The organism is Pseudonocardia oceanicola (assembly GCF_047200735.1).
Taxonomy (GTDB): Bacteria; Actinomycetota; Actinomycetes; order Mycobacteriales; family Pseudonocardiaceae; genus Pseudonocardia.
In genome coordinates this window covers 84245-109161 of sequence record NZ_JBJZON010000006.1, presented here as the reverse complement: position 1 = coordinate 109161, position 24917 = coordinate 84245, and the positions used below count along the sequence as shown (strand labels likewise).

The following is a 24917-nucleotide window of genomic DNA, read 5'->3' as shown; positions in this document are numbered from 1 at the left end:
TCTTCCCCGTGAACTGGTCCGTCGACGCCCCCGTGGACGTCCTCCCGGAGCTGCCGCCGCTGCCCGGTGAGCTCCGCACCCGGCTGGACGACGCGCTCGCCCGGCCCGCCGCCCAGCAGCCCGAGTGGCCGGACACCTCGGTCGTCGAGCACACCCGCACGGTCCTGGAGAGCGTGCCACCGGTGGTGCTGCCGCCCGAGGTCGACCGGCTCTCCCAGCGCCTGGCGGACGTGGCGAACGGGAAGGCCTTCCTGCTCCAGGGCGGGGACTGCGCCGAGACGTTCGTCGACAACACCGAGCCGCACATCCGCGCGACCATCCGCACGCTGCTGCAGATGGCCGTCGTGCTGACCTACGGCGCGTCGCTGCCGGTGGTGAAGGTCGGCCGGATCGCCGGGCAGTACGCCAAGCCCCGCAGCTCGCCCGTCGACGCGCTGGGCCTGCCCTCCTACCGCGGCGACATCGTCAACGCGCTGGCCCCGAACGAGGCGGCCCGCACCCCGGACCCGTCGCGGATGATCCGGGCGTACGCCAACGCGAGCGCCGCGATGAACCTGGTCCGCGGGCTGACCGCGACCGGCATGGCCGACCTGGCGATGGTGCACGCCTGGAACAAGGACTTCGTGCGCACGTCGGCGGCGGGCGAGCGGTACGAGGCCGTCGCGGCGGAGATCGACCGCGCCGTCCGGTTCATGGACGCCTGCGGGGTCACCGACCACCAGCTGCACGCGGTGGAGTTCTACGCCTCGCACGAGGCCCTGCTGCTCGACTACGAGCGGTCCATGCTGCGGCTGGACCTCGACCGGGACAACCCGGTCCTCTACGACCTGTCGGCGCACTTCCTGTGGATCGGCGAGCGCACCCGCCAGCTCGACGGCGCGCACGTCGCCTTCGCCGAGCTGCTGTCCAACCCGATCGGCCTGAAGATCGGCCCGACCACCACGCCGGAGCAGGCCGTCGAGTACGTCGAGCGACTCGACCCGCGCAACGAGCCCGGCCGCCTCACGCTGATCAGCCGGATGGGCAACGGCAAGATCCGCGACGCGCTGCCGCCGATCGTCGAGAAGGTCACCGCCTCCGGCCACAAGGTCATCTGGCAGTGCGACCCGATGCACGGCAACACCCACGAGTCCACGACGGGCTACAAGACCCGCCACTTCGACCGCATCGTCGACGAGGTGCAGGGCTTCTTCGAGGTGCACGGCGCACTGGGCACCCACCCCGGCGGCATCCACGTCGAGGTCACCGGCGAGGACGTCACCGAGTGCCTCGGCGGTGCCCAGGAGATCTCCGACACCGACCTCGCCGGCCGGTACGAGACGGCCTGCGACCCGCGGCTCAACACCCAGCAGTCCCTCGAGCTCGCCTTCCTGGTCGCGGAGATGCTGCGCGGCTGACGCCGACCGTGCGTGGTCGGTGGTGCTCCGGCCCGACCGACCACGGCCGGGCGTCGGTGGCGTGGGAGACGGTGGGCGCTAGAAGACGGTGAGGGTGACGGTCGAGCCCTCCTCGACCGTGCTGCCCGGGCTCGGGTCCTGGCCGACGACCCGCGGGTTCTGCCGGACGAAGGGCAGGCTGCGCTCGACCTCGACGACCAGGCCACGGCGGTCCAGTGCCTCCCGGGCCTCGTCGAGGCGGTCGCCGACCAGGCGCGGGACGTCCACCTCGGCCGGCGGTTCCACGCCCTTGCTGAGCACCAGGGTGACCGGGCCGCCGATCGGCAACGGGGTGCCCACCGCCGGTTCGGTGCGGAGCACGGCCCCCTGCGGCACGGTGCTGCTGAAGTCCGCCGCGGATCCCGAGGTCACGGGTGTGAGCTGGGCGTCCCGAACCGCCTGCTGCGCCGCCTCGACCGTGCTGCCCGCGGCGACGGCCGGGACGACGGGGCGGCCGGTCGACACCGTGAGCGTCACCGCGCTGCCGCGCAGCAACCGCGAGTCCGCGGCCGGGTCGGCGGCGGCCACCCGGTCCGCGGCGACGTCGTCGTGGTGCCGCTCGGTGACCGACCACGCCAGGTCGGCCTCGGTGAGCAGCTGCTCCGCAACGGTCCGGTCCAGCCCGACGACCGAGGGCATCGCGGTCCACCGGCCCGCGCCCAGCCACCACGCCGCGCCGCCGACGACCAGGCCGAGCAGCACCAGCACGACGATCCACAGCGCGAACACCCGCCGGCTCCGTCGGCGGGCGACGCGGTGGTCCGGTAGGGCGTCGAGGCGCGGGGCCGTCGCAGTGCGGCGTCGGCCGCCGACCCCGGTCGGCGGGTCCCCGCCGTCCCCCCCGCCGTCCCCCCCGCCGTCCTCCCTGCCGTCGAACCCGCCGTCGAACCCGCCGTCGAACCCGTCCCGGGTGAGCGCGCGGGTACCCCCGGGTCCGCTCTCGACCGGCGCGTCGACCCCGAAGGCCTCGGCGGGCACGGTGTCCTGCTCCTCGACCGGCGGCGGGGGCGGCAGCGGGACCGGCACCTGCGGGACGGCCAGCCACTCCCGCAGCCGGACCAGCTCGCCCAGGAACGCGGCGGCGTCGGCCGGGCGGCGGTCGGGGTCGCGCGAGGTGGCCCGGCGGACCAGGTCGTCGAGCTCCGGCGGGACCTCCGTCGCGACCGCCGACGGCGGCGGCACGTCGTCGTTCACGTGCCGGTAGGCCACCGACAGCGGGTTGTCGCCGGTGTACGGCGGGGCACCGGTGAGCAGCTCGTAGCAGAGGACACCGGCGGCGTAGACGTCGCTGCGGGCGTCGGCCCGGCCGGTGGCGACCTGCTCGGGGGAGAGGTAGGCCATCGTCCCGAGGATCATCCCGGCGTGGCTGACCCCGGCCTCGGCGGCCGCGGTGACCAGCCCGAAGTCGGCGACCTTGACGCTGCCGTCCCTCCCGAGCAGCACGTTCTCCGGCTTGACGTCCCGGTGCACCATGCCGAGGCGGTGTGCCTGCGCGAGGCCCGCGAGGACCGGCTCCAGCACGGCGAAGGTCGCCGGCACGCCCAGCGCGCCCCGGTGGCGCAGCACCTCCCGCAGGGTGCCGCCCGTGACCAGTTCCATGACCAGGAACAGCGTCGGCTCGCCACCGGGCGGCGTGCAGCGGCCCTGGTCGTGGACGTCGACGACGTGCGGGTGGTCGATCCGTGCCGCCGACCGGGCCTCCCGCTCGAAGCGGCCCCGGAAGGTGGGGTCGGCCGCCAGCCGCGGGTCCATGATCTTGATCGCGACCGGGCGGTCCAGCCGGGTGTCCAGCCCGCGGTGCACGGTGGACATGCCGCCCCGGGCCAGGACCGGCCCGATCCGGTACCGCGCGTCGATCAGGGCTCCGGGGGAGCCGGGCGGTGCGGTCACCCCCCGACGGTACCGCCCGGGCGGTCCCTCCCCGCGGCGTCTCCCCTCGGGCGACGCGCTGTGGCATGGTGACGCGCGTGAGTGAACCGAACGGGGCGAGCGCCGTCCTGTCCGACGACGTCGCCGTCCTGCCCGCCACCGAGGTCGCCGAGATCCTCGCGGTCCCGCGGACCCGGGTGCACCAGCTGATCAAGGACGGCCAGCTGCTCTCGCTGAAGCGGGAGGGCACCACCTGCGTCCCCGCGGACTTCCTCGACGGCAACGCCGTGGTGAAGGGTCTGTCCGGCACGATCACCGTGCTCCGCGACGGCGGCTACCCCGACACCGACATCCTCCGCTGGCTCTTCACCGCCGACGACAGCCTCCCCGGCACGCCGATCGCGGCGATCCGGGCCGGGCGCCACCGCGAGGTCAAGCGGCGTGCCCAGGCCATGGCCTTCTGAGGATGCCCGGGCGCGGTCCGCTCAGGACCGGTGCCGCGTCCACACGGCGTGGGCGAGCGCCGGGCCCGCCACCGCCAGCCGGCGGCGCCCGGGGACCGTCACCCGGCGGTGCAGCACCTGGTAGTCCGCGGCGGCGATCTCGTCGAGGATCCCGCCGTAGAGGGTGAAGGCACAGCGCACGCAGTCCCGGGACTCCCGTGCGAGCATCGCGATCCCCGGCTCCGCCCGTCGGTAGACCGCCCGGGTGCGGGCGACCAGGTGGGCGAGGGCGCGGCGCACGCGCGGCTCGGTGGTCCGCCGGGTCCGGCACCAGGCCAGCAGCTCGCGGTCCACCCCGAACGCGGCCAGCTCGTCCGCCGGCAGGTAGACGCGCCCGCGGTCGAGGTCCTCACCGACGTCGCGCAGGAAGTTGGTCATCTGGAACGCCACGCCGAGCGCGGCGGCGTGCGGCGCGGCCTCCCGGGGCGTGGGCGAGCCGAGGACGGGCAGCACCTGCAGGCCGATGACGGCGGCGGAACCGTGGACGTAGGTGTCGAGCTCCGCGGTGGTCGCGTAGCCGGTGACGTGGGTGTCCATCCGCATGGACGTGAGGAACGGGGAGAACAGCCGCGCGTCGATCCCGTACCGGCGCACGGTGTCCGCCACGGCCGTGACCACCGGCTGCGTGCCCGGGTCCTCGCCCGAGAAGGCACCGACCAGGTCGAGGCCCAGCTCGTCGAGCACCGCCTCGCGTTCCTCGGTGGACGCGCCGGCACCGAGGTCGTCGACGATCTCGTCGGCGTGCCGGGCGAAGCCGTACAGCGCGTGGATCGCGGGCCTGCGGTCCGGCGTGAGCAGTCGGGTGGCGAGGAAGTACGTCCGGCCGTGCCGGGCGTTGAGCGCGCGGCACTCGGCGTAGGCGCGACGCAGCGCGGGATCGGTGATCCCGGCCGCGTCGAGCTCAGCCGCCGCCGACTGCGGGCGCACCGGGCGCGCGGGTCGGTGCGGAGGGGCGGGCCGGGACCGGCTTCGGCCGGCGGAAGCCGAGCGGGTCCGGGCGCAGCAGCGAGCGTGCCGCGAGCCAGGCCAGCACGGCGCAGACCGCGAGGTAGCCCCAGTTGTAGAGGGCGTCCTCGCCGTTCGGGTAGTAGACGACCATCAGCCCGAGCGAGCCGAAGACCAGCCACTGCAGGCCGCGGGCGCTCCAGGGGACCATGGCCAGGATCGCCATCCCCCAGCTGAGGTACCAGGGCAGCGTGGCGGGGGAGAGCAGGGCGACGGCGAGCAGCGCGATCCCGGCCCGGCGCACCGCGTCGGGGCCGCCGCCGCGGGCGCGCCACCACTGCACGGCGATGATCGTGACCAGCGCGATCGCGCCGATCACGCGGGCGACGTTGACGAAGGGCTGCTTGGGCAGCGGCGCCACCCCGAAGAACGCGGTGTGCACGAACTCGCCGATCCCGGTCGGCAGCGACAGCCAGTTGACGATCATGGAGGGGGCGCTGAGCGCGGGCAGCCAACCCAGGTCGACCTGCGCGGCCAGGGTGACGCCCGCGAACACGACGCCGAACACGGCCACACCCGCCGCGCCGGCCCGCACCAGACGGCGGGGGAAGGAACCCTGCAGCCGGGCGGCCCAGATCAGCACCAGGAAGGGCAGCGCGACGGCCGCGCTCGCCTTGGTCGCCATCGCGCACGTGACCAGTGCGATGCCGAGGACGTGCCTGCCGCGCAGCATCGCCAGGCAGCCGACGGCCAGGAAGCCGACGAGCAGCAGGTCGTTGTGCCCGCCGCCGACCAGATGGATGACCATCACGGGGTTGGCCACCACGACCCACAGGGCCACCGCGGGCCGCCCGCCGAGGCGCCGGGTCAGCTCCGGCATCGTCCAGATCAGCAGGACCAGGCCGATGCACATGATCAGCCGCATGCCGATCACGCCGAGCACCATGTTCGTGCCCGCCTGCACGGTGACCCAGGCCCACGCCTTGGCGATCAGGATGAACAGCGGGCCGTACGGCGCCGGGGTGTCCTGCCAGAAGTAGTGGACGTTGTCGGTGAACGTCCCCGGCATCGCCTCGGGGCCGACCGCGTACGGGTCGAAGCCGAACAGCGGCAGCGCGCCCTGGGCGAGGTAGCTGTAGACGTCCCGGGTGAAGAGCGGCGGCGCGACCAGCAGCGGGAGCATCCACACCACCGAGGTGGTGAGCACGGCCCGGCCACCCGCCCGGCGGGCGAGCACCTCGCGGCCGAGCTGGACCCACGCCCACGCCATGAGCACCACGCCGACGTACATCAGCGCGGTGGCCAGCTCCCGGCCGTGGCCGAAGCGCCAGAAGCCGAGCGGGCTGTTGGTGAGGATCGGGTCGTGGACCAGCGTGCCGCCGCCGCCCACGCCGCCGATCAGCAGCACGACCGAGGCGGCGAAGCCGATCCAGAGCGGCTTGCGCGGCGGGTCGCCCAGCCGTGACCGGAGGCCGGGTGCGGGGCGCGGCGCACCTGCGCCGGCCGCCGGCGGCGACTCGCGCCCCCCGGCGTCCGGGGCGAGCGCCGTGGCGGTGGGGACGTCGCTGGGCACGGGCGAACCCTCCGGGTCGGTCGGCTCCGACCCGGTCGCCGGTCGGGTGGGCTGCGCGGTCATGTCGGGGCCCATGCTCGCACGCGCGACCCGCCACCCCGCTGCGGACCCCGCTCGATCACGGACCGGTCACGCCCCGGTCACGCGGGCGGCGGCCAGCCTCCCGGACAGCACGACCGGCGGGATCCCGACCCCCGGCGTCGTCCCGCAGCCCGCCAGCACGACGTTGCCGAACCGCCGGGGCAGGTTCCGGGGCCGGAAGGGGCCGGTCTGGGCGAACGTGTGCGCAGCCGAGAACGGGGTCCCCGCGGCGAGCCCCTGGCGCGCCCAGTCGGCTGGCGTGACCAGCGCGGACACCTCGACGTCGCCGGTCAGGCCGGTGATCCCGCGCTTCTCCAGTACGCCGAGCAGCTCGTCCCGGTACGCCGGGCCGACACGGTCCCAGTCCGGCCGCGCCCGCTGCAGGTTCGGGCACGGCGCCAGGACGAAGAGCAGGTCCCGGCCCTCCGGCGCCAGCGTGGGATCGGTCGCCGTCGGCCGCGTGACCAGCAGCGACGGGTCGCTCATCAGTCGGCCCTCGTCGATGATCTCCGCGAAGGTCCGCTCCCAGGCCGCCCCGAAGGAGATGGTGTGGTGGGCGAGCTCGTGGCGCGGCCCGGTCAGGCCGAGGTGCGCGACGACCGCGCTGGGTGCCCACCGCACCGGCACCGGTCGCCGTGGGGCCCCGCCGAGCAGCCGGTGTGCGACGGGCAGGTCCGGGGTGAGGACGACGGCGTCGCAGGCCAGCCGCTCGGGCGCCACGGCGGTGGCCCCGGCCTCGACGTGGCGCACCGCGGTGACCCGCCCGTCCCGGCGTTCCAGCCCCGTGACCTCGCGGCCGGTCAGCAGCTCCGCCCCGGCGTCGACGGCCGCGGCGGCCAGCGCGGCGCCGACCTGCCGCATCCCGCCGCGCGGGAAGTACACGCCGGCGACGGTGTCCATGTAGGCGATGACGCCGTAGGCCCCGAGCGCGCGGTCCGGTGCGACCCCGGCGTAGAGGGCCTGGAAGGAGAAGATCCGGCGCAGCCGTTCGTCGGGCAGGAAGCGGGCGATCCGCGGCCCGAGCCGGCCGAACCCGCCGAGCGCGGCCAGCCGGACCAGGTCGGGACCGAGCAGGGAGAGCGGCGAGTCGAGGTTCGCCCCGATGAAGGAGTCGATCTCGGTGCGGTAGAGGTCGGTCAGCCACGCGCGCAGCCGGCGGTACCCGTCCGCGGACTCCGGACCACAGGTGGCGCGGACCTCGGCCGCCATCGCCTCGGCGTCCGTGTGGACGTCGATGGTGGTGCCGTCGGCGAAGGTGGTGCGGTAGGCCGGGTCGAGCCGGACCAGGTCCAGCCGTGCGGCGAGCGAGTCCCCGACCGCGCCCAGCGCCTCGTCCAGCAGCTCCGGCATGGTGAGCACGGTCGGTCCGGTGTCCACCCGGTAGGTGCCGGAGGGCCCCGCCAGGTCCAGCCGGCCGGCCCGGCCGCCGGGGTGGTCGTCGCGTTCCAGGATCGTGACCCGGCGGCCCGCACCCAGCAGGTGCAGCGCCGCGCACAGGCCCGAGAGCCCGGCGCCGACGACCACGACGTGGTCGGTGGGCCCCTCCAGACGTCTCACGGCCGGGTCACCGGTGCCGGCGGGTGGCCCGGACCGCCAGGTCCTGCAGCGCGGTCGCGGCGGGTTCGGCGATGTCGGCGGCGGTGAGCGCGTCGAGCGCGGCCCCGGTCAGTGCGGCGATGCGCTGCTCGACGGCCTGCGCCGCGCCCAGGTCGGTGAACAGGTCGCGGAGCCGTTCGACGGCCGCGGGGTCCAGGTCCGGGTCGCCGAGCGACCCGGTGATCGTGGCCCGGGTCGGCCCGTCACCCGCCCGCTCCAGCGCCAGCGCCACCAGCAGGGTGCGCTTGCCCTCGCGGAGGTCGTCGCCGGCCGGCTTGCCGGTGACCTCCGGGTCGCCGTAGACGCCGAGCAGGTCGTCGCGCAGCTGGAAGGCCACGCCGATGTCCGCGCCGAACCGCCGGTACGCGGCGACCAGGCGGTCGGGGGCGCCGGCGAGGGCCGCGCCCAGGTGCAGCGGCCGCTCCACGGTGTACGCGGCCGTCTTGAAGCGGTCGATGCGCAGCGCGGCGGCCGGGGAGTCGTCGCCGGTGGCCTGGGTGAGGACGTCGAGGTACTGCCCGCCCAGGACCTCGGTGCGCATCCCGCGCCACGGGTCCCGGGTCCGCAGCAGGGTCTCGGCGTCGAGCCCGGAGTCGTGGTACATGTCGTCCGCCCAGGTCAGGGCGAGGTCACCGAGCAGGATGGCCGCCGCGGCACCGAACCGGGCGGGCGGGCCGGACCACCCGGCGTCGGCGTGCCGGCCGGCGAACTCGACGTGCACCGTCGGGCGGCCGCGCCGGGTCGCCGAGGCGTCCATCAGGTCGTCGTGCACCAGCGCGGAGGCCTGGATGAGCTCCAGCGCGCTGATCGCCCGGAGCACGGCGGGTGCCTGTGCGTCGGCCGGGTCGCCGCCCGCGCCGCGCCAGCCCCACCAGGCGAAGGTCGGACGGATCCGCTTGCCCCCGCCCAGGACGAACCGGACGAGCGAGTCGACCGCGTCGCCGAACACCGCGCCGATCGCCGCGGCGTCCTCGCAGCGGCGCAGGAGATACTCCTCCAGGGCCTGCTCCACCTGCGCGCGGAGCTCGGCCGCGCCCGCGGGCTCGGGTGCCGGGCTCGGCAGGACGTTCGTGGGCGGGGAGGGATGGACCACCCGGCGAGCGTATCGGCGGGACGCACCTTGGGCGCGCCGACGCACGTCCGTAGGCTGAACAGGTGACCACGCGAACCGCGCAGCCGCGCACCTCGGTGATCGACCGGATCGACACGGACCGCCCCGTGTTCTCGGTCGAGTTCTTCCCGCCCAAGGACGAGCAGGGGGAGGCGGAGCTGTGGAGGGCGATCCGCCGCCTCGAGCCCCTCGACCCCGCATTCGTGTCGGTCACCTACGGCGCCGGCGGCTCCAGCCGGGACCGGACGATCCGGACCACCGCGCGCATCGCCACGGACACCACGCTGGTCGCGATGGCCCACCTCACGGCCGTCTCGCACTCGGTCGCCGAGTTGCGGCACGTCATCGGTTCCTACGCCGCCGCCGGCATCCGCAACGTGCTCGCGGTCCGGGGCGACCCTCCCGGCGGCCCGCTGGGGGAGTGGGTCGCCCACCCCGAGGGCCTGACCTACGCCGACGACCTGGTCCGCCTGGTCAAGCGCTCCGGCTCCTTCTGCGTGGGTGTCGCCGCCTTCCCGTACGGCCACCCGCGCTCGGTCGATCTCGACGCCGACCTGCACCGGTTGGTGGCCAAGATCCGGGCGGGCGCGGACTTCGGGATCACGCAGTTGTTCTGGGAACCGGAAGGGTTCCTGCGGCTCCGGGACAGGTTGGCCGCGGCGGGCTGCGAGGTGCCGTTGCTGCCCGGGATCATGCCGCTGCTCAGCGTGAAGACGCTGCGCCGCGGTCCGGAACTGTCCGGTGCGCCGCTCCCGCCCGGGCTCGCCGAGCGGTTGGAGCCGTACGCGGACGACCCGGCCGCGTTCCGTGCCGCCGGCCTCGACCTCACCGAGGAGCTCTGCCGGACGTTGCTCGGCGAGGGCGTGCGCGGGCTGCACTTCTACACGCTGAACCGCTCGCTGGCCACGGCCGAGCTGGTCGACCGGCTCGGGCTCGCCCGGCAGCCGGTCGTCTCCTGAGGCTCCTCCGGGTCCGGCGGGTCCGTTACCGGCGCACCGGCGGGTTGCGAGTGCGCCGGGCCAGCAGGACCACGGCCGCGACCGCACCCGCCACGACGACCGCGAGACCCAGGCTCCAGGCCGTGGCCGACGGCGCCTGCGGGTCGTCGTAGGCCACCACGGCGTCGACGTCCCCGACCTCCCCGGGGGTGAAGGTCCAGCTCACCGTGCCGGCCTCGGAGTCGCCGTTGGTGTCGAGGACCTCGCCCGGGAAGCTCACCTTGAGCTGGAAGTCCGCCCGGTCCACCGGGACGGTGGTGAGGTCGGCCGCGCCCGCCAGCACGATCCGGTTCCCGGCGCGGCGCAGGGTCAGGTTCGCCCGGTCGCCGTCCTGGACCGCCCCGGTGAGCTGACCGACCTGGTCGAACGTCAGCCCGGAGAACCGCAGCACGGAGCCCGCGTAGCCGTCCTGCCGGTACTCCGACACGTCCACGTCCGAGGCGAGCTCCGGCGGCAGGGTGATCGCGGGTCCCGTGTCGTCCGGGCCCTTCTCCGGCGTGGCGATCACGATCTCGCCGGTCACGGTGTCGTCCGGCTGGATCGCGAGGGCGGCCCGGACCCGGGCGCAACCGCCGAGCACCGCCACCGCGGTGGCGACGAGCAGGAGTACCGACACGACCCGGCGGAAGCGGGAGGTGCGAGCGGGGCGGGGTCGACCGCGGGGGCGGTCGCGGCGGGGAGCGGGCGGGGACTGCACGGCGGTCATCGTGCCATCGCCCGGTCGCACGACCGTGCAGTGACGGGCCGGTTCACCCGCGTTCGGGTGCCTGCGGCAGCGGCAGGGTGCGGCCGAGCACGGCGAAGGGCCTGCTGTCGCCGGTGAACCTATGGTCGCGCAGCACGTCGGAGAAGCCGAGCCTGCGGTAGAGCCGCCAGGCCCGGCCGGGGGCACGCGGCGCGTACTCGGGCGTGGACAGCAGGACCATCCGGTGCCGGACGCCGTCGAGCAGCGCGCGGAGCATCGCCTCGCCGAGGCGGGAGCCCTGTGCGTCCGGCCGCACGTGCAGCTCGGTGAGCTCGAAGTAGTCGTGCAGCCAGTCCGGCTGGGCGGGGTCCCGGGCGCTGCCGCGCGCGGCGAGCCCGCGCCGGACCTCCTCGAACCACCACTGTCCCGGGCCGCCCGAGTACCCGTACGCGATCCCGATCAGGTGCCCGCCCGGGGCCATCCAGCCGGTGCAGCGCCACCCGGCCCGGCGGGTGTGCTCCAGCCAGAGGTTGCGCCGCTGCCGCGCCGTGCCGGGCGGGTAGCCCATGGCGGCGACGTAGACGTCGAGGGCCTCGCCGAGGTGGTCGGCGAGCTCGACCGACGAGAGGGTGACCAGCCGGGGCCGGGCGGGCGCAGCGGTCATCGCCGGGACCCCGGCCCGGGCCGGAGCGCCGCCTGGACGGCGCGGACGCGGGCGGTCGCGCGACGGGCGGGGCGCGGGCTGGTCATGCCGCCATCTCACCACGGCACGCAACCGGGCGTCGGGTGCCGACCACCGGACCACCCGTCCGCTGCGGGAGCCACGGTTCCGTCGGTGGGCACCGGTAGGACAGGGGCGTGCACGCCGGGAGCGGGGACCCCTCCGCGGGCGGTGGGCGCCGACTTGACGGCCCGCGCCGGACGCGCTTCACTGAGGAAGTCGAACACATGTTCGATGCAGGTCGGTCCCGGGGCGGGGTGGGGGAAGCACCCCGTCCCCGGGTCGGCCTGCGGTGTCCGTACCGACCCCGCCGGCCCGCACCGGCTCCGGGCCGGTGCCCGTGTCCAGCCGGATCCCAGCCGGCCGGAAGGGGAGTGATCTGGCGTGAGCACCTTCTCCCGGGTGTTCGGGCCCCGCGAGCCCGCACCGGTCCAGGTCCGCTGGCTCGAGGGCGAGCCGGTGGAGTTCGAGCGCCGGCCGGCCCGGCGCGGGTCCCGGTACCTGGTCACGGACGTCCACGAGCGGTGGATCGAGGAGTCGCCGTGGCCGTTCCCGTCGCCGATGCCGATCGGCGGCGACCAGCTGCGCTGCTGGCGGGTCGAGGCCCGGTCGGCGGAGGCGCCGCAGGAACCGGCCCGGGAGTTCGTGCTGCGGATGCGCGCGGGTCCCGGGGTGTGGGACCTCGTGCGCGTGCCGGACCCGGAATGAGCGGGGCACGGGGGTGCCGGCCGGCGGTGCGGCCGTCGGGAGCGGCGCGGCAGCAGGGACGGGGACCCGCGGCGGTGCGGGCGTGCAGGGCGAGCACCAGGACCGGAGGAGCGGACATGACGATCACGACGAGCGAGCGGGCGCCGGGGGCGCCCGTGTCGAAGGCGGCACTGGGCCTGCTGCGTCAGGCCGCGGAGTGCGTGGCGGACGGCTACCGCGCGCCCGAGCCGCTGCTGCGGTACCCGGCGGCGTACCTCGCGGCGCTCCGGGCCGGGGCCGCGGTGCTGGCCGCCCGGGCGGTGCCGGAGCAGCGGCGGGGGCGGCCGCGCAGCGTCTGGCAGCTGCTCGCCGACATCGCCCCGGAGCTGGGGGAGTGGGCCGCGTTCTTCGCGTCCTGCTCGGACACCAGGGCGGCCGCCGAGGCCGGCATCTCGCGGCTGGTGGGCCGGCGCGAGGCGGACGACCTGCTCCGGCAGGCCGAGCAGTTCGTGGGGATCGTGCGGGAGCTGCTCGTCGACCGGTGAGGGCCCGGCCCGGTGCCGAGCCGGATCAGCTCCGGGAGCGGGAGCGCAGCAACCGGCCGAGGAGGGCGGTGAACACCGCCGCCACCTCCCGGGCCCCCGGGGTGTCCCAGGACTGGATGGGCAGGCACGCGCCCTGTGCCTGCTGCACCGCCGAGCGGTCCGGCAGCACGCCGCCGAACACCAGCGGGCCGAACAGCTCCCGCAGCTCCGCGATCCGGTAGTCGTGCTCGGCGTTGCGCGGGCGCACCCGGTTCACCAGCACACCGAGCGGCTGCAGGGCCCGGTTGCCGCGCTCGCGCTCGGCCTGCACGGCGTCGAAGGCCCGCTGCACGCCGGACACGGCGAACATCGTCGGGTCGGTCACCAGGATGGCCCGGTCCGCGGCGGCCAGGGCGCTGCGCGTGAGCTGCCCCAGCGAGGGCGGGCAGTCGATGATGACCATCTGGTACGGCTCGCCCGGCTTCTCGTCCGTGCGGCCCAGGCTGGAGCCCAGGTCCGGATCGTCGAGCCGGGACAGCGCGCGGGCCAACCGCTCGAGCTGCTTGGTGCTCGGGTCCGGGTGGTTGTGCCGCTCGTTCTGCTCCGAGCCCACCAGGACGTCCAGCCCCTCGCCCCAGGCGCTCGTCGCGATGGCCCGGCGCAGCACCGACCGGCTCGGCTCGTCCAGTACGTCGGCGACCGTGCCCGTCGTGGGCTCGACGTCCAGCGCGATGGTGGCGTTGGCCTGGGGATCCAGGTCCACCAGGAGGGTGGGGATGCCGTGGTGCAGCGCGGCGCCGGCGAGACCGAGGGCGACGGTGGTCTTGCCGACCCCGCCCTTCAGACTCAGCGTGGCGACGACCTGCACGGCGATCAACCTACAGTCTCGCCGCCGGCGAGCGTGCGGGCGCCACTAGGCTGCCCGTGTGAACGCGGCGGCAGGCGAGCGTCCCGGAACCGTGGGCGGCGGGGCGGTCCGCCGCGTCCTCGATGCGGAGGTCGAGCGGGTGCGGGCCGCCCGGCCGGACGGACGGCCCCGGGTGGTCGACGTCGGCGGGGGCAGCGGGTCGTGGGCGGTGCCCCTGGCCGCGGCCGGCTGCGCGGTCACGGTCGTCGACGTCAGTCCCAACGCCCTGGCCGCGCTCGAGCGGCGCGCCCGGGAGGCCGAAGTGCACGCGCTCGTCACCCCGGTGCAGGGCGACGCGGACCAGCTTCCCGAGGTGGTGGCCGACCTCATCGACTCGGGCGGTGCCGATCTCGTCCTCGGGCACGGGTTGCTCGAGGTGGTGGACGACCCGGCTCGGGCCGCCGCCTCGCTCGCGGCGGTCGCTGCTCCGGGTGCTGCCGTGTCCGTGCTGGCGACCAGCCGACACGCGGCCGTCCTCTGGCACGTCCTGGGCGGGCGGCTGGAGGAGGCGCGCGCCGTCCTCACCGACCCCGACGGGCGCTACGGCCCGGACGACACCCTGCGTCGCCGGCTCGACGGGCCCACCGTCATCGCCCTGCTCGAAGGCACCCGGCGCCTGCGCGTCGAGCTCGTGCAGGGCGACGGCCTGCTCGAGGCCTGGCTGCCGCACGCCGTCCGGGACGGCGGGCCCACGCACACGCGCGCCGCCGCCGAGCTCGAGGACCTCGCGGCGGGGGTGCCGGCCCTGCGCGAGGTGGCCGCGCGGTTGCACGTCCTGGCGCGCGCCGTCGCGCCCTGACGGCCGGCCGACCAGGACCGGAAGGGTGAGGTCGATCACCTCCGGTCGGGCGCGGGGGCCCGTTCGGAGATCGATCCGTCCCCGTTGTGACCTCCGGGTAGTGGACCAGCCCTTTGACTCGTATCCTCTTGGTCAGACGCCCATCCCGGGCGCTCGTCCCGTCACCGGCGCACCACGGTCGGCGGGACATCCCGTGACCGTTGTGCCGGAGGACGTCATGCCCCTCTCCGAGCACGAGCAGCGCCTGCTCGAACAGATCGAGCGTGCTCTCTACGCCGAGGACCCCAAGTTCGCCTCGACCGTGCGTGGCTCGAAGCTGCGCAAACCGAGCCGGCGCCGTCGGCTCCAGGGCATCGCGCTCTTCGCGGTGGGTCTGGTGCTGCTGGTCGTCGGCGTGGCGGTCGCTCCGCTCCGCGATCTCGTCAGCGCGGTTCCCATCGTCAGCGTCGTCGGCTTCCTGGCCATGCTCGGGGGCACGATGCTCGCCCTCAGCGCCCGCGGGGCCGGCAAGTCCGCCGAGGGCTCGGACGAGAAGCAGGCCGACCCGGACAAGAACCGCTTCACGGGGCGGATGGAAGAGCGCTTCCGGCGCCGGTTCGACCAGGACTGACCCCGATCACGAGGAGAGCCGCGGCCCACCGGGTCGCGGCTCTCCTCGTTCGCGATCGGATCGCCTGCCGAGGTGCGTCAGGGAGCCATGACGCTTCCCACCCTCCTGCCGGCATGCATTGTGGAGCCATAACGCTGTTCATGCGCGTGCTGGGGCGCGTGATGGATCCATCACGCACCCCACGCGCCCTCTGCCGCGCGTCATGGAGCCATCACGCGACCTCGGGGCGCCCGAGAAGGTGTGTGGTGGCGCCGTACTCCTGCCCGCGCGGGCGTCACCCGGCCTTGGCCGGGAGGCGCTCCGTCACGGTGGTCACCAGGGAACGGGGGAGGAGGGTCCGGGCCCACGATCTCCAGCCCCGCCCGTCGGACCCGCCGATCGCGGCGAGGACGGCCTCCAGCGGGTGCGCGAGGGCGCCGGGCGGTGGCGGCTCGTCGCCGTACCACTCCGCCTCCACCAGCCGGACGATCTCGCGGAGCTCCTCCTGCGTGGTGGCGCCGAGAGCGTGTGCGGCGACCATCGTCCGGGCGGTGCCGCGGACCGTGTCGCCGTCGGAGACACCCGAGCCCCCGTCCCGCGAGGTCGCGAGCACCTCCTCCCACGCGGCGCGCCCGGCCCCGGGGCCACCGGCGGCGGCCGCGGCCAGCCGACGCCTCCGCAGCGCCCGGCGCGCCAGCGCCGGGCCGGCCAGCACCGCGACCACCGACAGGACCACGAGCGGGATCAGCACGGGGAACCCTCCGCCCTGGTCGGCCGCGGTCGGGTCCGGCTGCGGCAGGTCGGCGGGCGGCGGCTCCGGCGTGGGCCGGGGGGCCTCGGCCCGTCGCTCCGGCTGGGGGACCCCGTCCTCGGGGGCGGCGGGCCGTTCGGCGCCGGCCGCGGCGTCGCCCACGGCCTCGAGCACGTACGGCGGGACGACCGTGCGGCCGTCCGTCAACGGGGTCGGGTCGAAGGTCGTCCACCCGTGGCCGGGGAACCAGGCCTCGACCCAGGCGTGCGCGTCCCGGGTGCTCACGCTGCGGTAGCCGTCGCCCTCGGTACCGGCGGTGAACCCGACGGCCACGCGCGCCGGCACGCCCTGGGTCCGGAGCATCACGGCCATCGCCGAGGCGAACTGCTCGCAGTACCCGGTGCGCCCGACGGTGAGGAAGTCGACGAGGGCGTCGTCGCCGCTGCCCTGCGCCGTCTCCAGGCTGTACCGGAACTGCGACGCCGGCCCGGTGAAGTACTCCACCAGGGCGATCGCCTTGTCGAACGCGGTCGGGGCGTCCCGGGTGACCTCGGCGGTGATCTGCGCGACCCGCGGATCGACCCCCGTCGTGTCCCGGTACACCGGGTCCACGCGGACGGGTCCGGTGGCCGAGCGCAGGTCCTCGGCGGAGGGCGCGGGCAGCACGGCCGTCTGCTCCCAGGCCTCCTCCTCGCGCGGCCGTGGGGTGTAGGCGATCCCGCTGCTGCGGTCGTAGGCCCACCGTCCGGCGTCGACGCCGGTCACGGACTCGGGCCGGCCGTAGAGCGGGAGCCAGTAGTCCCGGAAGCCGACGTTCTGCACCGCCACCCGGACCCGCTCGCCCGCCCCGGGGTCCTCCGTCAGCGGACCGGCGAGCGGGACGCCGGGGCGGGGCGTGGCGGCCGCCCAGCCGGAGTTGGCGCGGTAGTCGGAGAGGGTCAGGGCACGCAGGTAGGTCGGGCGCGGGAGCCCGGTGGTCCGGAACAGCTCGACCGGATCGCTCTGGGTGAGCTGGCCGCGCAGCGAGGTGAACGGGTTGAGCCCGATGGCCCCGCCGTCACCGCCCGTGCCGCCCCCGGCGAAGCGCCCCGCCGTACCGACCACGGTGGCCGCGCTCCCGAGCAGCAGCCCGAGCACCCCGGCCGCGGCGACGACCGCGACCCCGCCGGTCACGAGGGTGGTCCCGCGCCGTCCGGAGCCCTCCCGCGCGACGAGCAGGAGCCCGTAGCCGGCGACCGCGCAGGCCACCGCCCACCAGGGCAGCAGGGTGTCGGACAGCGCCGCCGGCACCGCGACCGCACAGAGCAGCGGTACCCCGGCCGCGGCCGGGGCCCCCGCGGACACCGAGGTGGCGTGCACGATCACGGCGAGCAGGCCGAACGCGGCCGTGATCAGGAAGAGCATCCCGGGCGTCGGGACGACGGGCGCGATCCCCGAGTCGATCTGCGCGGCGGCCTCGGTCAGGTGGTCGGCGAAGGCGCCGAACGCCGCCGGGCCCGGCAGGAACCCGGCCACCGCGCCGTCGCCGAACAGGCCGGTGAGCAGCAGGAGCACACCGAGGAGCTGCCCGAGCGCCACGACCGGTCCGGGGAGGCGCTGCAGGGCCACCCCGAGCCCGGTGACGACCGCGACGACCAGCGCCGTGTCGGTGAACCAGGTGCCGCCCCGCACCACGGCCACCAGGCAGGTGCCGGCGAGCAGGACGGCGAGGCCCGCCGCCACCGCCGCCACCCGGCGGACGCGGCCGCGCTCGGGAGGGGAAGCGGTGGCGGGCGGGGCCGGGCGGGCCGCGGTCGGTGTGCTCACGGCCGGTCTCCTCGAGCGGTGGGTGGGCTCACTACCGACCCCCTCGGGCCGTGGGTGTGCCCACGGCCTGCCCCTTCGAGCCGTGGGTGCCCACCACCGAGCCCGGTCGGAGGGCTCACCCGGTACCCGCCGGGATCACGGGGCTGCCGGCGACCAGTGCGGCCCACGCCTGCTCCGGGGCGTGGTCCGCGGTGGCGACGGCGACGTGCCAGCCGGCACGCCGGAGCACCTCGGCCGCGGCGGCCGGCCCGGGTGCCGGCCCGCCGGCGCCGTCCCAGGTGGCGGTGTCGAGCAGGATCGCGTAGCCGCCGCCGGGGTGCCGGCCGGCGAGCTGCCCGGCGTGCTCGGGCGTGCAGGCCCCCAGCACGGCGACGAGGTCCCGGCCCGGCGCGGTGGAGGGGCCGGACAGGTCGGGGCGGGCGGCGGGCCGGAGCACGGCGAGCCCGTCGAGCAGCGGATCGAGACCCTCGCCGGCGGCGACCGGTGCGCCGTCCTCGGAGACCACCTCGACCGGCTCCCCGCGGCGCAACAGATGGGCGCCGATGCTCGCGGCCAGCACGACGGCGAACTCGAGGCTGGCGCCGGCGCCGTGGCCGCGGTGGGCCCCGTCGCGCCGGTCGAGCAGCACGGTGACCCCGGCGTGCCACGGACGTTCCTCGAGCCGGACCATCAGCTCGTCGTGCCGGGCGGTGCTCCGCCAGTGCACGCGGCGCAGCTCGTCGCCCTGCCGGTAGGTACGGACCATGACGTCCGGGCTGCCCTGCCCCTGCTGGGCGGCGGCCCCCGGGAGGCCCTCGCCGCTGCCGAGTGCCTGCGGCGCCCCGTGCAGCGCGACGACCCGCGGCACGACGAGCAGCCGGTCCGGGCCGAGCATCTCGCGGGTGAACTCGGCCAGGCCGAGCGCGCCGACGGCCCGGGCGGTCAGCGGGCCCACCCGGTGCGCGCCGCGGAGCACGGGCCGCAGGGGATAGGTGACGCGCGCGCCGCGGGCGCCGATCCGGTGCACGGTGAACCGCGGAGGCGTCGGCGGCACGGGTCCGGCGGCGTCGGGCACGGTGTCGGCGAGGCGCAGGGCACCGAGCACCGGCCCGCCGCCCAGGCCCAGTGCCACCTCGACCGGGGCGCCCGTGGCGGAGCGGCCGGGCAGCAGCGTGCGGTCGGCCCGGACCGAACGCCGGGTGCGCACGGTCAGCAGCAACGAGACCAGCGGCAGCAGGCACACCACCAATCCGATCCGGAGCAGGTCGCGCTCGTCGAGCACGACCGCGCACACGGCCGTCGCCACGCCGCCGGCCAGCAGGCTGCGCCCGCGGACCGTCAGCCCGACGGTGCGGGTCCGGGCCGGGCGGGACGTCACGCCCGGGTGGACGCCCGCACCGGGATGCGCGACAGCAACCCGCGGACGACGTCGGCGGCGGTGACCCGCGAGGCGCCGGCCTCGGGGGCGACGGTCAGCCGGTGCGCGATGACGGGGACGGCGATCGCCTGCACGTCGTCCGGCACGACGTAGCCGCGCCCGGCGAGGGCCGCGTGCGCGCGCGCCGCCCGCACCAGGTGCAGGGTGGTGCGCGGGGAGGCGCCGAGCCGCAGCTCGGGCTGGCGGCGGGTCGCGCCGACCAGGTCGACGCAGTACTGCCGCACCTCCGGACCGACCCGGATCCGGCGCACGGCCTCGATCACCGAGCGGACGGCCCGGGCGTCGGCCACCGGGCGCAGGGTGTCGAGCGGGTCGGCGCCCGCGTGCTCGTCGATCATCGCGAGCTCCGCGGCCGGGTCGGGGTAGCCGACGCTGATCCGCGCGGTGAAGCGGTCCCGCTGCGCCTCCGGCAGCGGGTAGGTGCCGTCCATCTCCACCGGGTTCTGGGTGGCGACGACCATGAAGGGGCTGGCCAGCCCGTAGGTCCCGCCGTCGACGGTGACCTGGTGCTCGGCCATGCACTCCAGCAGCGCCGACTGCGTCTTCGGGGACGCCCGGTTGATCTCGTCCGCGATCACGACGTTGGCGAACACCGGGCCGGGCCGGAACTCGAACTCGCCGGTCTGCCGGTTGTAGACGGACATCCCCGTGATGTCGCCGGGCAGCAGGTCCGGGGTGAACTGCACCCGGCTGACCGAGCAGTCGAGCGAGCGGGCCAGCGCCTTGGCCAGCGACGTCTTGCCGACCCCGGGGACGTCCTCGACCAGGAGGTGGCCCTCCGCGAGGAGCGTGACCAGCGCGAGCCGGACGACCTCGGGCTTGCCCACGATGATCCGCTGCACGTTCTGCGCGATGCGGCCGGTGAGATCGGCGACGGCGCCCAGCGGCGGGGGCTCGGGCGTTCCGTCGCCGGTGACCGGCGGGCCCGGACGGCTGCTGGTGGTCAACCCTGCTCCTGTTCGTGGGCGTCCGCGGACGGGGTCGGACACGAGGACCTGCGAAGAGGTCTCCGCAGGACCGTGTCGCCCAGTCTGTCAAACGGGCGCGAGCCGCGTCCCCCGGACGTGTCACCGGTACACCGCGCCGGGCGTCCGTCCGGGGCTCCCACCCTGCCCCCCACCGCTCCCCACCCGGGGTCCCCACGGTCCCCCGCGGCACCTCCCACCCTCCCCACCGATCTCGGCGAACCTCGCTGACCTGCGCTTTCGCCGAAGCGGTCGGAGAGTCGTCCCCCGCCGATCGCGCCCTCCCGCCGACCTCCCCCCACTCGACCCCCCGTCATCCGACCTGCTGAAACACCGAACGGAGGCCTGGTCAGGGGTCTGTTCGAGTTGACGGTGGGGGGAAGTGGGGTAATGTGGCCGCCGTTGGAGCAAGACGGGGCTCCGAGGCGAGGTGGTGTGGGTGTTCCTCGGCACCTACACCCCACGGTTGGACGACAAGGGGCGGCTGACGCTGCCGGCGAAGTTCCGGGACGATCTGCGGGGCGGGTGCATGGTCACGAAAGGGCAGGACCACTGCCTCTACGTGTTCACCCGCGAGGCCTTCACCGAGATGGCCACCAAGGTCGCCGCGGCGCCGCTGACCAGCGAGTCGGCCCGTGCCTTCCAGCGGAACCTCTTCTCGGGAACCGACGAGCAGAACCCCGACGGCCAGGGCCGGATCGCGATCGCCCCGGAGCTGCGCCGGTACGCGGGACTGACCAAGGAGTGCGTGGTGATCGGCGCCTTCACCCGCGTCGAGATCTGGGACGCGCAGTCCTGGCAGGAGTACCAGGAGCGGCACGAGGAGGACTACGCCAAGGCGCAGGAGGAGGTTCTGCCCGGACTGATCTGAGCCCACCGGCACATCGTGGGCCCGGCGCGGTCCCCGACTTCGACACCGTCGCCGTCCCGACCCGGACGCCGTGGAGGCCTTCCCGGCCCGCCGGCCCTGGCGCACCTTCCCCGGTGCCAGGTCCGTCGGGCGGGGGCGGCCCCACGGCGGCCAGGTGGGGACGGCGGCACGAGCGGTACCACACCCGCCAGGCTGGGGAGCTGGAGCGGGACGGCAGCGGCTCGGGACGCCGGCGGGTCCCGGGCCGCTGTGCATGCAGGGCGGTTCCGTGTGCGGGCGCGGGGCCGGGGCGCGGCGGGAGGTGACCAGGGTGTCCACGACGGAGGACGAGCCGGGTCCGCACTCCCACGTGCCGGTCATGCTGCCGCGGGTGCTCGAGCTGTTCGAGCCCGCCCTGCGGGACCGGCCGGCGGTGCTGGTCGACGCCACCCTGGGCCTCGGCGGCCATGCGGCGGCGTTGCTGGCGACGCACCCCCGGCTGACCCTGGTCGGCCTCGACCGGGACCCGCAGGCGCTCGAGATGGCCGGGCGGCGGCTCACCGCCCACACCGGCCGCACGCACCTGGTGCACGCCGTGTACGACCGGATCGCCGACGTCCTCGCGGAGCTGGGGCTTCCGCGCGTCGACGGCGTCCTGTTCGACCTCGGGGTGTCCTCGCTGCAGCTCGACGCCACCGAGCGCGGCTTCTCCTACGCCCGCGACGCGGACCTCGACATGCGGATGGACCCCACCACGGGGCCCACCGCGGCCGAGGTCCTCAACACCTATCCGGTGCCCGAGCTGACCCGGATCCTGCGGGAGTACGGGGAGGAGCGGTTCGCCGGGCGCATCGCGTCCGCCGTGGCGAGGCGCCGGCAGCAGGCACCGTTCGTCCGCAGCGCCGAGCTGGTGGAGCTGCTCTACGCCGCGGTGCCCGCCGCCTCGCGGCGGACCGGGGGGCATCCCGCCAAGCGGACCTTCCAGGCGTTGCGGATCGAGGTCAACCGCGAGCTCGAGGCCCTGCGGACGGCGCTGCCGGCCGCGCTCGACTCGCTGGCGGTGGGCGGGCGGATCGTCGTGCTCGCCTACCACTCGCTGGAGGACCGGATGGTCAAGCGGGAGTTCACCGCCCGCGCGACCTCCCGGACCCCGGTGGACCTGCCGGTCGAGCTGCCGGGCCACGGCCCGGAGCTGCGGCTGTTGACCCGGGGGGCCGAGGTCGCAGGTGACGACGAGATCGAAGAGAACCCGCGCGCCGCCTCCGTGCGGTGCCGGGCCGCCGAGCGCATCCGGGAGGTCGCAGCATGATCCGCCACGACGGCAGCAACTCGGCGGGCGTCACCGGGGGTGCGGTGTGAGTGCCCCGGTCGCGGACCGGACCCGCACCCGCCGTCCCGCGGTGTCCGTCGGCTGGCAGCGCGCCGCGTCGGCACCGTCGACCACCACCGGGTCCCCGGCCCGGCGGATACCCGCCCAGCGGGGGAGCGTCACCGTCCCCGCGCCGCGGCGCGGGTCGGGCGCGGCGAAGGCCGCGTACGCCCGCCGCGACCAGCGCACCAAGCGCCTGGTCGGTGCGCCGAGGCGGACCGCGCCGCGGGCCGGCACCGGGGGCCGTGCCCAGTTCGTGCTGCTGATCATGGCGCTGCTGGCGACCGGTCTGGTGCTCACGCTGTGGCTGTCCACGGCCGCCGCGGCGGACTCCTACGCCCTGCAGGACGCCCGCACGGCGGCCCGCGACCTGACCGAACGGAGCGAGCGGCTGCACCGCGAGGTGGCGGCCATGGAGTCGGCGCCCGCGCTGGCCCGGCGAGCCACCGAGCTGGGCATGGTCCCGGTCCAGGACCCGGCCCGGCTGGTCGTGGGGCCGGACGGTGCGGTCACGGTCGTCGGCGAGCCGTCGGCGGCCACCCGGCCGCCGGCACCCGCCCCGGCGGCCCCGGCCATGCCGGCCCAGTCGCCCCCCGAGTCGCAGCTCGCCGCCGACGCGGGCGCGCAGCGGGACGCCGAGGGCGGGGGCGCGGCCGAGGAACCGGTCCCGGGCGCCGCCCAGGAGCAGCAGGCCGCGCAGGCCCCGGCCTCGACCGGCGGCGGAGCGGGCTGATGGCGATCGCGCCCCCGCGCGCCCGCTCCGGTTCGCGCCCGCGGTCCGGCCGGCGCCCGCCGGGGCCACCGCGCCGGCCCGCCTCCCGCCTCGCGCCGGCGGACCGGCGCTTCCGGATCGGCAGGCTCCTGCTCGTCGTGCTGCTGCTGGCCTCGGCCGTGCAGCTGCTGCTGATCCAGACGGTGCGCGCCGGCGAGCTCACCGCGAGCGCGGAGAAACAGCGCACCACCAAGATCACGATCGCGGCGGAGCGCGGCTCGATCCTCGACCGCCACGGGACCCCGTTGGCCTTCTCGACCGAGTCCCGCGCGCTCGTCACGAACCCGCGGTTGATCGACTCGGTGAAGAAGGAGCAGGCCGGCGCCTACAAGGCCGAGATGGCCCAGGCCGTCGGCCGGGCCACCGGCGGCGACCCCAACGCGATCCAGGAGCAGCTGAACGCCGACCGCGGCTACGTCGTGCTCACCACCCATGCGGACCCGGACGTGGCGCGCGCCCTCGAGGAGCGGTTCCCGGAGATCGCCGAGGAGAAGCGCGAGGCGCGGCAGTACCCGGCCGGCACCCTGGCCGCGAACATCGTCGGTGCGGCCACCTGGAGCGCGGACAACCGCAAGCTGGTCGGGCGGGTCGGCCTGGAGAGCTCCGACGACGACGTGCTGGCCGGCACGGACGGCTTCCAGGTCGTCGACACCGCCGAGGGCAGCGACACCGTCATCCCGGGCAGCACCCGCGCCCAGCAGGCCGCGGTGCCGGGGTCGGACGTCGAGCTGACGATCGACTCGGACCTGCAGTTCGTGGTGCAGCAGAAGCTGCAGGACTACGTGGCGAAGACCGGGGCGCGGGGTGGCTCGGCCGTCGTGCTCGACTCGGCGACCGGACAGGTCCGGGCGATGGCCAACGGCCGGACCTTCGACCCTCGCCAGCTCGCCGCCGCCGACCCCGCCACGCTCGGCAACCCGGCCGTGTCCAGCCCGTTCGAGCCGGGCTCGGTCAACAAGATCGTCACGATGGCGGGGGCGCTGGAGTACGGCCTCGCCGGCCCCGACGACGTGCTCGACGTGCCGGGCAGCATCAAGGTCGCCGACCGCACGGTGCACGACGCCTGGTCCCACGGGGTGGACCGCTACACGCTGACCGGGGTGCTGGCGAAGTCCTCCAACGTCGGCACGATCATGACCGCCGAGAAGCTCGGTCCGGACCGCTTCTCCGACATGCTGGCGCGCTTCGGGATCGGCGAGCGCACCGACGTCGGGCTGCCCGGGGAGAGCGCGGGCTCGGTGCCGGCGCGCTCCGCGTGGTCCGGCTCGACCTTCGGCAACCTGCCGATCGGGCAGGGCCTGTCGATGACGGTGCTGCAGATGGCCGGGATGTACCAGGCCGTGGCCAACGACGGGCTGCGGATCCCGCCGCGGATCGTCGGCGCCACGATCGCGCCGGACGGGTCGCGGACCGAGACCCCGCAGCCCGAGGGCGTCCGGGTGGTGTCGCCGGAGACGGCGGCACAGCTGCGCACGATGCTCACCGCCGTCACCCAGAAGGCGCCGGGCCAGCAGGGCACCGGGTACACCGCCCAGGTCCCGGGCTACCAGGTCGCGGGCAAGACGGGCACGGCCCAGCAGGTCGACCCGGACTGCGGCTGCTACGCCTCGTCGACCTACTGGATCACCTTCGCGGGCATGCTGCCCGCGCAGGACCCGCGGTTCGTGGTGGCGATCATGCTCGACGCGCCCAAGGGCGGTACCTCCGCGGCCCCGCTGTTCCACGACATCGCCTCCTACCTGGGGCAGAGCGAGAACATCCCGGTCGGCGAGCCGGCCCCGGTGCAGACCCTGGTGGTGCCCTGATCCCCGCGTGATGCCCCCGCCGGACCACCGGCCCCCGGACGTCGTGACCGGGGGCCGCTCCGGCGTGCGCACGGCCGTCGCGAGCTCCTCCGGCGGCCGGGGACGGGCGGGTGGTGCGGGGGAGGGGCGCCCGGCGGGCCTCGGTAGCCTCCCCGACG

22 protein-coding genes are annotated in these 24917 nt (G+C 75.8%); 11 read left to right on the top strand and 11 right to left on the bottom strand.

Features of this window, described 5'->3' with window-relative positions; translation table 11 throughout:
• Nucleotides 1–8: 8 nt before the first annotated feature.
• Nucleotides 9–1397, top strand: coding sequence for a class II 3-deoxy-7-phosphoheptulonate synthase (locus tag ACL02T_RS11540; protein ID WP_412830647.1), 1389 nt, complete (start codon nucleotides 9–11; stop codon nucleotides 1395–1397).
• 78 nt (nucleotides 1398–1475) lie between these two features.
• On the opposite strand, the gene pknB is transcribed toward ACL02T_RS11540, so the two are convergent.
• Nucleotides 1476–3326: a Stk1 family PASTA domain-containing Ser/Thr kinase gene (gene pknB / locus ACL02T_RS11535; protein ID WP_412830646.1), complete on the bottom strand. Its 1851-nt coding sequence runs from the start codon at nucleotides 3324–3326 to the stop codon at nucleotides 1476–1478.
• A gap of 77 nt (nucleotides 3327–3403) precedes the next feature.
• Here pknB and ACL02T_RS11530 point away from each other — a divergent pair, with 77 nt between their 5' ends.
• Nucleotides 3404–3769 carry an Rv2175c family DNA-binding protein gene (locus ACL02T_RS11530; protein WP_412830645.1) on the top strand — a complete coding sequence of 122 codons (366 nt, stop codon included), beginning with the start codon at nucleotides 3404–3406 and terminating at the stop codon, nucleotides 3767–3769.
• Between the two features lie 21 nt (nucleotides 3770–3790).
• Here the strand turns inward: ACL02T_RS11530 and ACL02T_RS11525 are convergent, their stop codons facing one another.
• The 4 genes from ACL02T_RS11525 to ACL02T_RS11510 all read right to left on the bottom strand — a co-directional run bounded on the left by ACL02T_RS11525 (nucleotide 3791) and on the right by ACL02T_RS11510 (nucleotide 9066).
• The gene (locus ACL02T_RS11525; protein WP_412830644.1) at nucleotides 3791–4735 is read right to left on the bottom strand and encodes a phytoene/squalene synthase family protein; all 945 of its coding nucleotides are present in this window, start codon (nucleotides 4733–4735) and stop codon (nucleotides 3791–3793) included.
• Nucleotides 4710–6389, bottom strand: a complete 1680-nt coding sequence (gene mptB / locus ACL02T_RS11520) for a polyprenol phosphomannose-dependent alpha 1,6 mannosyltransferase MptB (RefSeq protein WP_412830643.1) — start codon at nucleotides 6387–6389, stop codon at nucleotides 4710–4712. The genes ACL02T_RS11525 and mptB overlap by 26 nt, the downstream gene beginning before the upstream one ends.
• A 66-nt stretch (nucleotides 6390–6455) precedes the next feature.
• Nucleotides 6456–7964 carry a phytoene desaturase family protein gene (gene crtI, locus ACL02T_RS11515; protein ID WP_412830642.1) on the bottom strand — a complete coding sequence of 503 codons (1509 nt, stop codon included), beginning with the start codon at nucleotides 7962–7964 and terminating at the stop codon, nucleotides 6456–6458.
• 7 nt (nucleotides 7965–7971) lie between these two features.
• On the bottom strand, nucleotides 7972–9066 hold the full coding sequence (locus ACL02T_RS11510; protein ID WP_412830814.1) for a polyprenyl synthetase family protein: 1095 nt from the start codon (nucleotides 9064–9066) through the stop codon (nucleotides 7972–7974).
• A 92-nt stretch (nucleotides 9067–9158) separates the two neighbouring features.
• On the opposite strand from ACL02T_RS11510, the gene ACL02T_RS11505 reads away from it, so the two are divergent.
• Nucleotides 9159–10073, top strand: coding sequence for a methylenetetrahydrofolate reductase (locus tag ACL02T_RS11505; protein ID WP_412830641.1), 915 nt, complete (start codon nucleotides 9159–9161; stop codon nucleotides 10071–10073).
• A 25-nt stretch (nucleotides 10074–10098) separates the two neighbouring features.
• On the opposite strand, the gene ACL02T_RS11500 is transcribed toward ACL02T_RS11505, so the two are convergent.
• Both ACL02T_RS11500 and ACL02T_RS11495 read right to left on the bottom strand, forming a co-directional pair.
• Nucleotides 10099–10818: an LppM family (lipo)protein gene (locus ACL02T_RS11500; RefSeq protein ID WP_412830640.1), complete on the bottom strand. Its 720-nt coding sequence runs from the start codon at nucleotides 10816–10818 to the stop codon at nucleotides 10099–10101.
• 43 nt (nucleotides 10819–10861) lie between these two features.
• The gene (locus ACL02T_RS11495; protein ID WP_412830639.1) at nucleotides 10862–11461 is read right to left on the bottom strand and encodes a GNAT family N-acetyltransferase; all 600 of its coding nucleotides are present in this window, start codon (nucleotides 11459–11461) and stop codon (nucleotides 10862–10864) included.
• A gap of 441 nt (nucleotides 11462–11902) precedes the next feature.
• Between ACL02T_RS11495 and ACL02T_RS11490 the strand changes: the two genes are divergently transcribed.
• Nucleotides 11903–12226 (top strand): hypothetical protein, encoded by a 324-nt coding sequence (locus ACL02T_RS11490; RefSeq protein ID WP_412830638.1) that lies wholly within the window; start codon nucleotides 11903–11905, stop codon nucleotides 12224–12226.
• Nucleotides 12227–12342: 116 nt separating this feature from the next.
• Entirely contained in the window at nucleotides 12343–12750 is a 408-nt protein-coding gene (locus tag ACL02T_RS11485) for an SAV_6107 family HEPN domain-containing protein (protein WP_412830637.1), read from the top strand.
• A gap of 25 nt (nucleotides 12751–12775) precedes the next feature.
• On the opposite strand, the gene ACL02T_RS11480 is transcribed toward ACL02T_RS11485, so the two are convergent.
• Entirely contained in the window at nucleotides 12776–13597 is an 822-nt protein-coding gene (locus ACL02T_RS11480; protein WP_412830636.1) for a ParA family protein, read from the bottom strand.
• Between the two features lie 58 nt (nucleotides 13598–13655).
• On the opposite strand from ACL02T_RS11480, the gene ACL02T_RS11475 reads away from it, so the two are divergent.
• Both ACL02T_RS11475 and ACL02T_RS11470 read left to right on the top strand, forming a co-directional pair.
• Nucleotides 13656–14435 (top strand): class I SAM-dependent methyltransferase, encoded by a 780-nt coding sequence (locus ACL02T_RS11475; RefSeq protein WP_412830635.1) that lies wholly within the window; start codon nucleotides 13656–13658, stop codon nucleotides 14433–14435.
• 217 nt (nucleotides 14436–14652) lie between these two features.
• Nucleotides 14653–15045 carry an SCO2097 family morphological protein gene (locus ACL02T_RS11470; protein WP_412830813.1) on the top strand — a complete coding sequence of 131 codons (393 nt, stop codon included), beginning with the start codon at nucleotides 14653–14655 and terminating at the stop codon, nucleotides 15043–15045.
• 274 nt (nucleotides 15046–15319) lie between these two features.
• Here ACL02T_RS11470 and ACL02T_RS11465 read toward each other — a convergent pair whose 3' ends face one another.
• The 3 genes from ACL02T_RS11465 to ACL02T_RS11455 form a co-directional block, all read right to left on the bottom strand.
• Nucleotides 15320–17581 (bottom strand): transglutaminase TgpA family protein, encoded by a 2262-nt coding sequence (locus ACL02T_RS11465; RefSeq protein ID WP_412830634.1) that lies wholly within the window; start codon nucleotides 17579–17581, stop codon nucleotides 15320–15322.
• Nucleotides 17582–17696: 115 nt separating this feature from the next.
• Nucleotides 17697–18938, bottom strand: a complete 1242-nt coding sequence (locus tag ACL02T_RS11460; protein ID WP_412830633.1) for a DUF58 domain-containing protein — start codon at nucleotides 18936–18938, stop codon at nucleotides 17697–17699.
• The gene (locus tag ACL02T_RS11455) at nucleotides 18935–19945 is read right to left on the bottom strand and encodes an AAA family ATPase (RefSeq protein ID WP_412830632.1); all 1011 of its coding nucleotides are present in this window, start codon (nucleotides 19943–19945) and stop codon (nucleotides 18935–18937) included. Before ACL02T_RS11455 ends, ACL02T_RS11460 begins: the two co-directional genes overlap by 4 nt.
• Before the next feature lie 457 nt (nucleotides 19946–20402).
• On the opposite strand from ACL02T_RS11455, the gene mraZ reads away from it, so the two are divergent.
• The 4 genes from mraZ (at nucleotide 20403) to ACL02T_RS11435 (ending at nucleotide 24759) form a co-directional block, all read left to right on the top strand.
• On the top strand, nucleotides 20403–20834 hold the full coding sequence (gene mraZ / locus ACL02T_RS11450; protein ID WP_412830631.1) for a division/cell wall cluster transcriptional repressor MraZ: 432 nt from the start codon (nucleotides 20403–20405) through the stop codon (nucleotides 20832–20834).
• Nucleotides 20835–21192: 358 nt separating this feature from the next.
• Entirely contained in the window at nucleotides 21193–22122 is a 930-nt protein-coding gene (gene rsmH, locus ACL02T_RS11445; protein ID WP_412830812.1) for a 16S rRNA (cytosine(1402)-N(4))-methyltransferase RsmH, read from the top strand.
• A 46-nt stretch (nucleotides 22123–22168) separates the two neighbouring features.
• Nucleotides 22169–22915 carry a cell division protein FtsL gene (ftsL, locus tag ACL02T_RS11440; protein WP_412830630.1) on the top strand — a complete coding sequence of 249 codons (747 nt, stop codon included), beginning with the start codon at nucleotides 22169–22171 and terminating at the stop codon, nucleotides 22913–22915.
• A complete protein-coding gene (locus tag ACL02T_RS11435; protein WP_412830629.1) occupies nucleotides 22915–24759 on the top strand; it encodes a peptidoglycan D,D-transpeptidase FtsI family protein in 1845 nt (614 codons plus the stop codon). The genes ftsL and ACL02T_RS11435 overlap by 1 nt, the downstream gene beginning before the upstream one ends.
• The last annotated feature ends 158 nt before the right edge of the window (nucleotides 24760–24917 follow it).

Excerpts from the sequence above, each read along its gene's own strand:
- ACL02T_RS11470 (WP_412830813.1), top strand. The coding sequence starts at position 14,653 with ATGCCCCTCTCCGAGCACGAGCAGCGCCTGCTCGAACAGATCGAGCGT.
- ACL02T_RS11485 (WP_412830637.1), top strand. The coding sequence starts at position 12,343 with ATGACGATCACGACGAGCGAGCGGGCGCCGGGGGCGCCCGTGTCGAAG.
- ACL02T_RS11495 (WP_412830639.1), bottom strand. The coding sequence starts at position 11,461 with ATGACCGCTGCGCCCGCCCGGCCCCGGCTGGTCACCCTCTCGTCGGTC.
- ACL02T_RS11435 (WP_412830629.1), top strand. The coding sequence starts at position 22,915 with ATGGCGATCGCGCCCCCGCGCGCCCGCTCCGGTTCGCGCCCGCGGTCC.
- ACL02T_RS11500 (WP_412830640.1), bottom strand. The coding sequence starts at position 10,818 with ATGACCGCCGTGCAGTCCCCGCCCGCTCCCCGCCGCGACCGCCCCCGC.
- mptB (WP_412830643.1), bottom strand. The coding sequence starts at position 6,389 with ATGACCGCGCAGCCCACCCGACCGGCGACCGGGTCGGAGCCGACCGAC.
- rsmH (WP_412830812.1), top strand. The coding sequence starts at position 21,193 with ATGCTGCCGCGGGTGCTCGAGCTGTTCGAGCCCGCCCTGCGGGACCGG.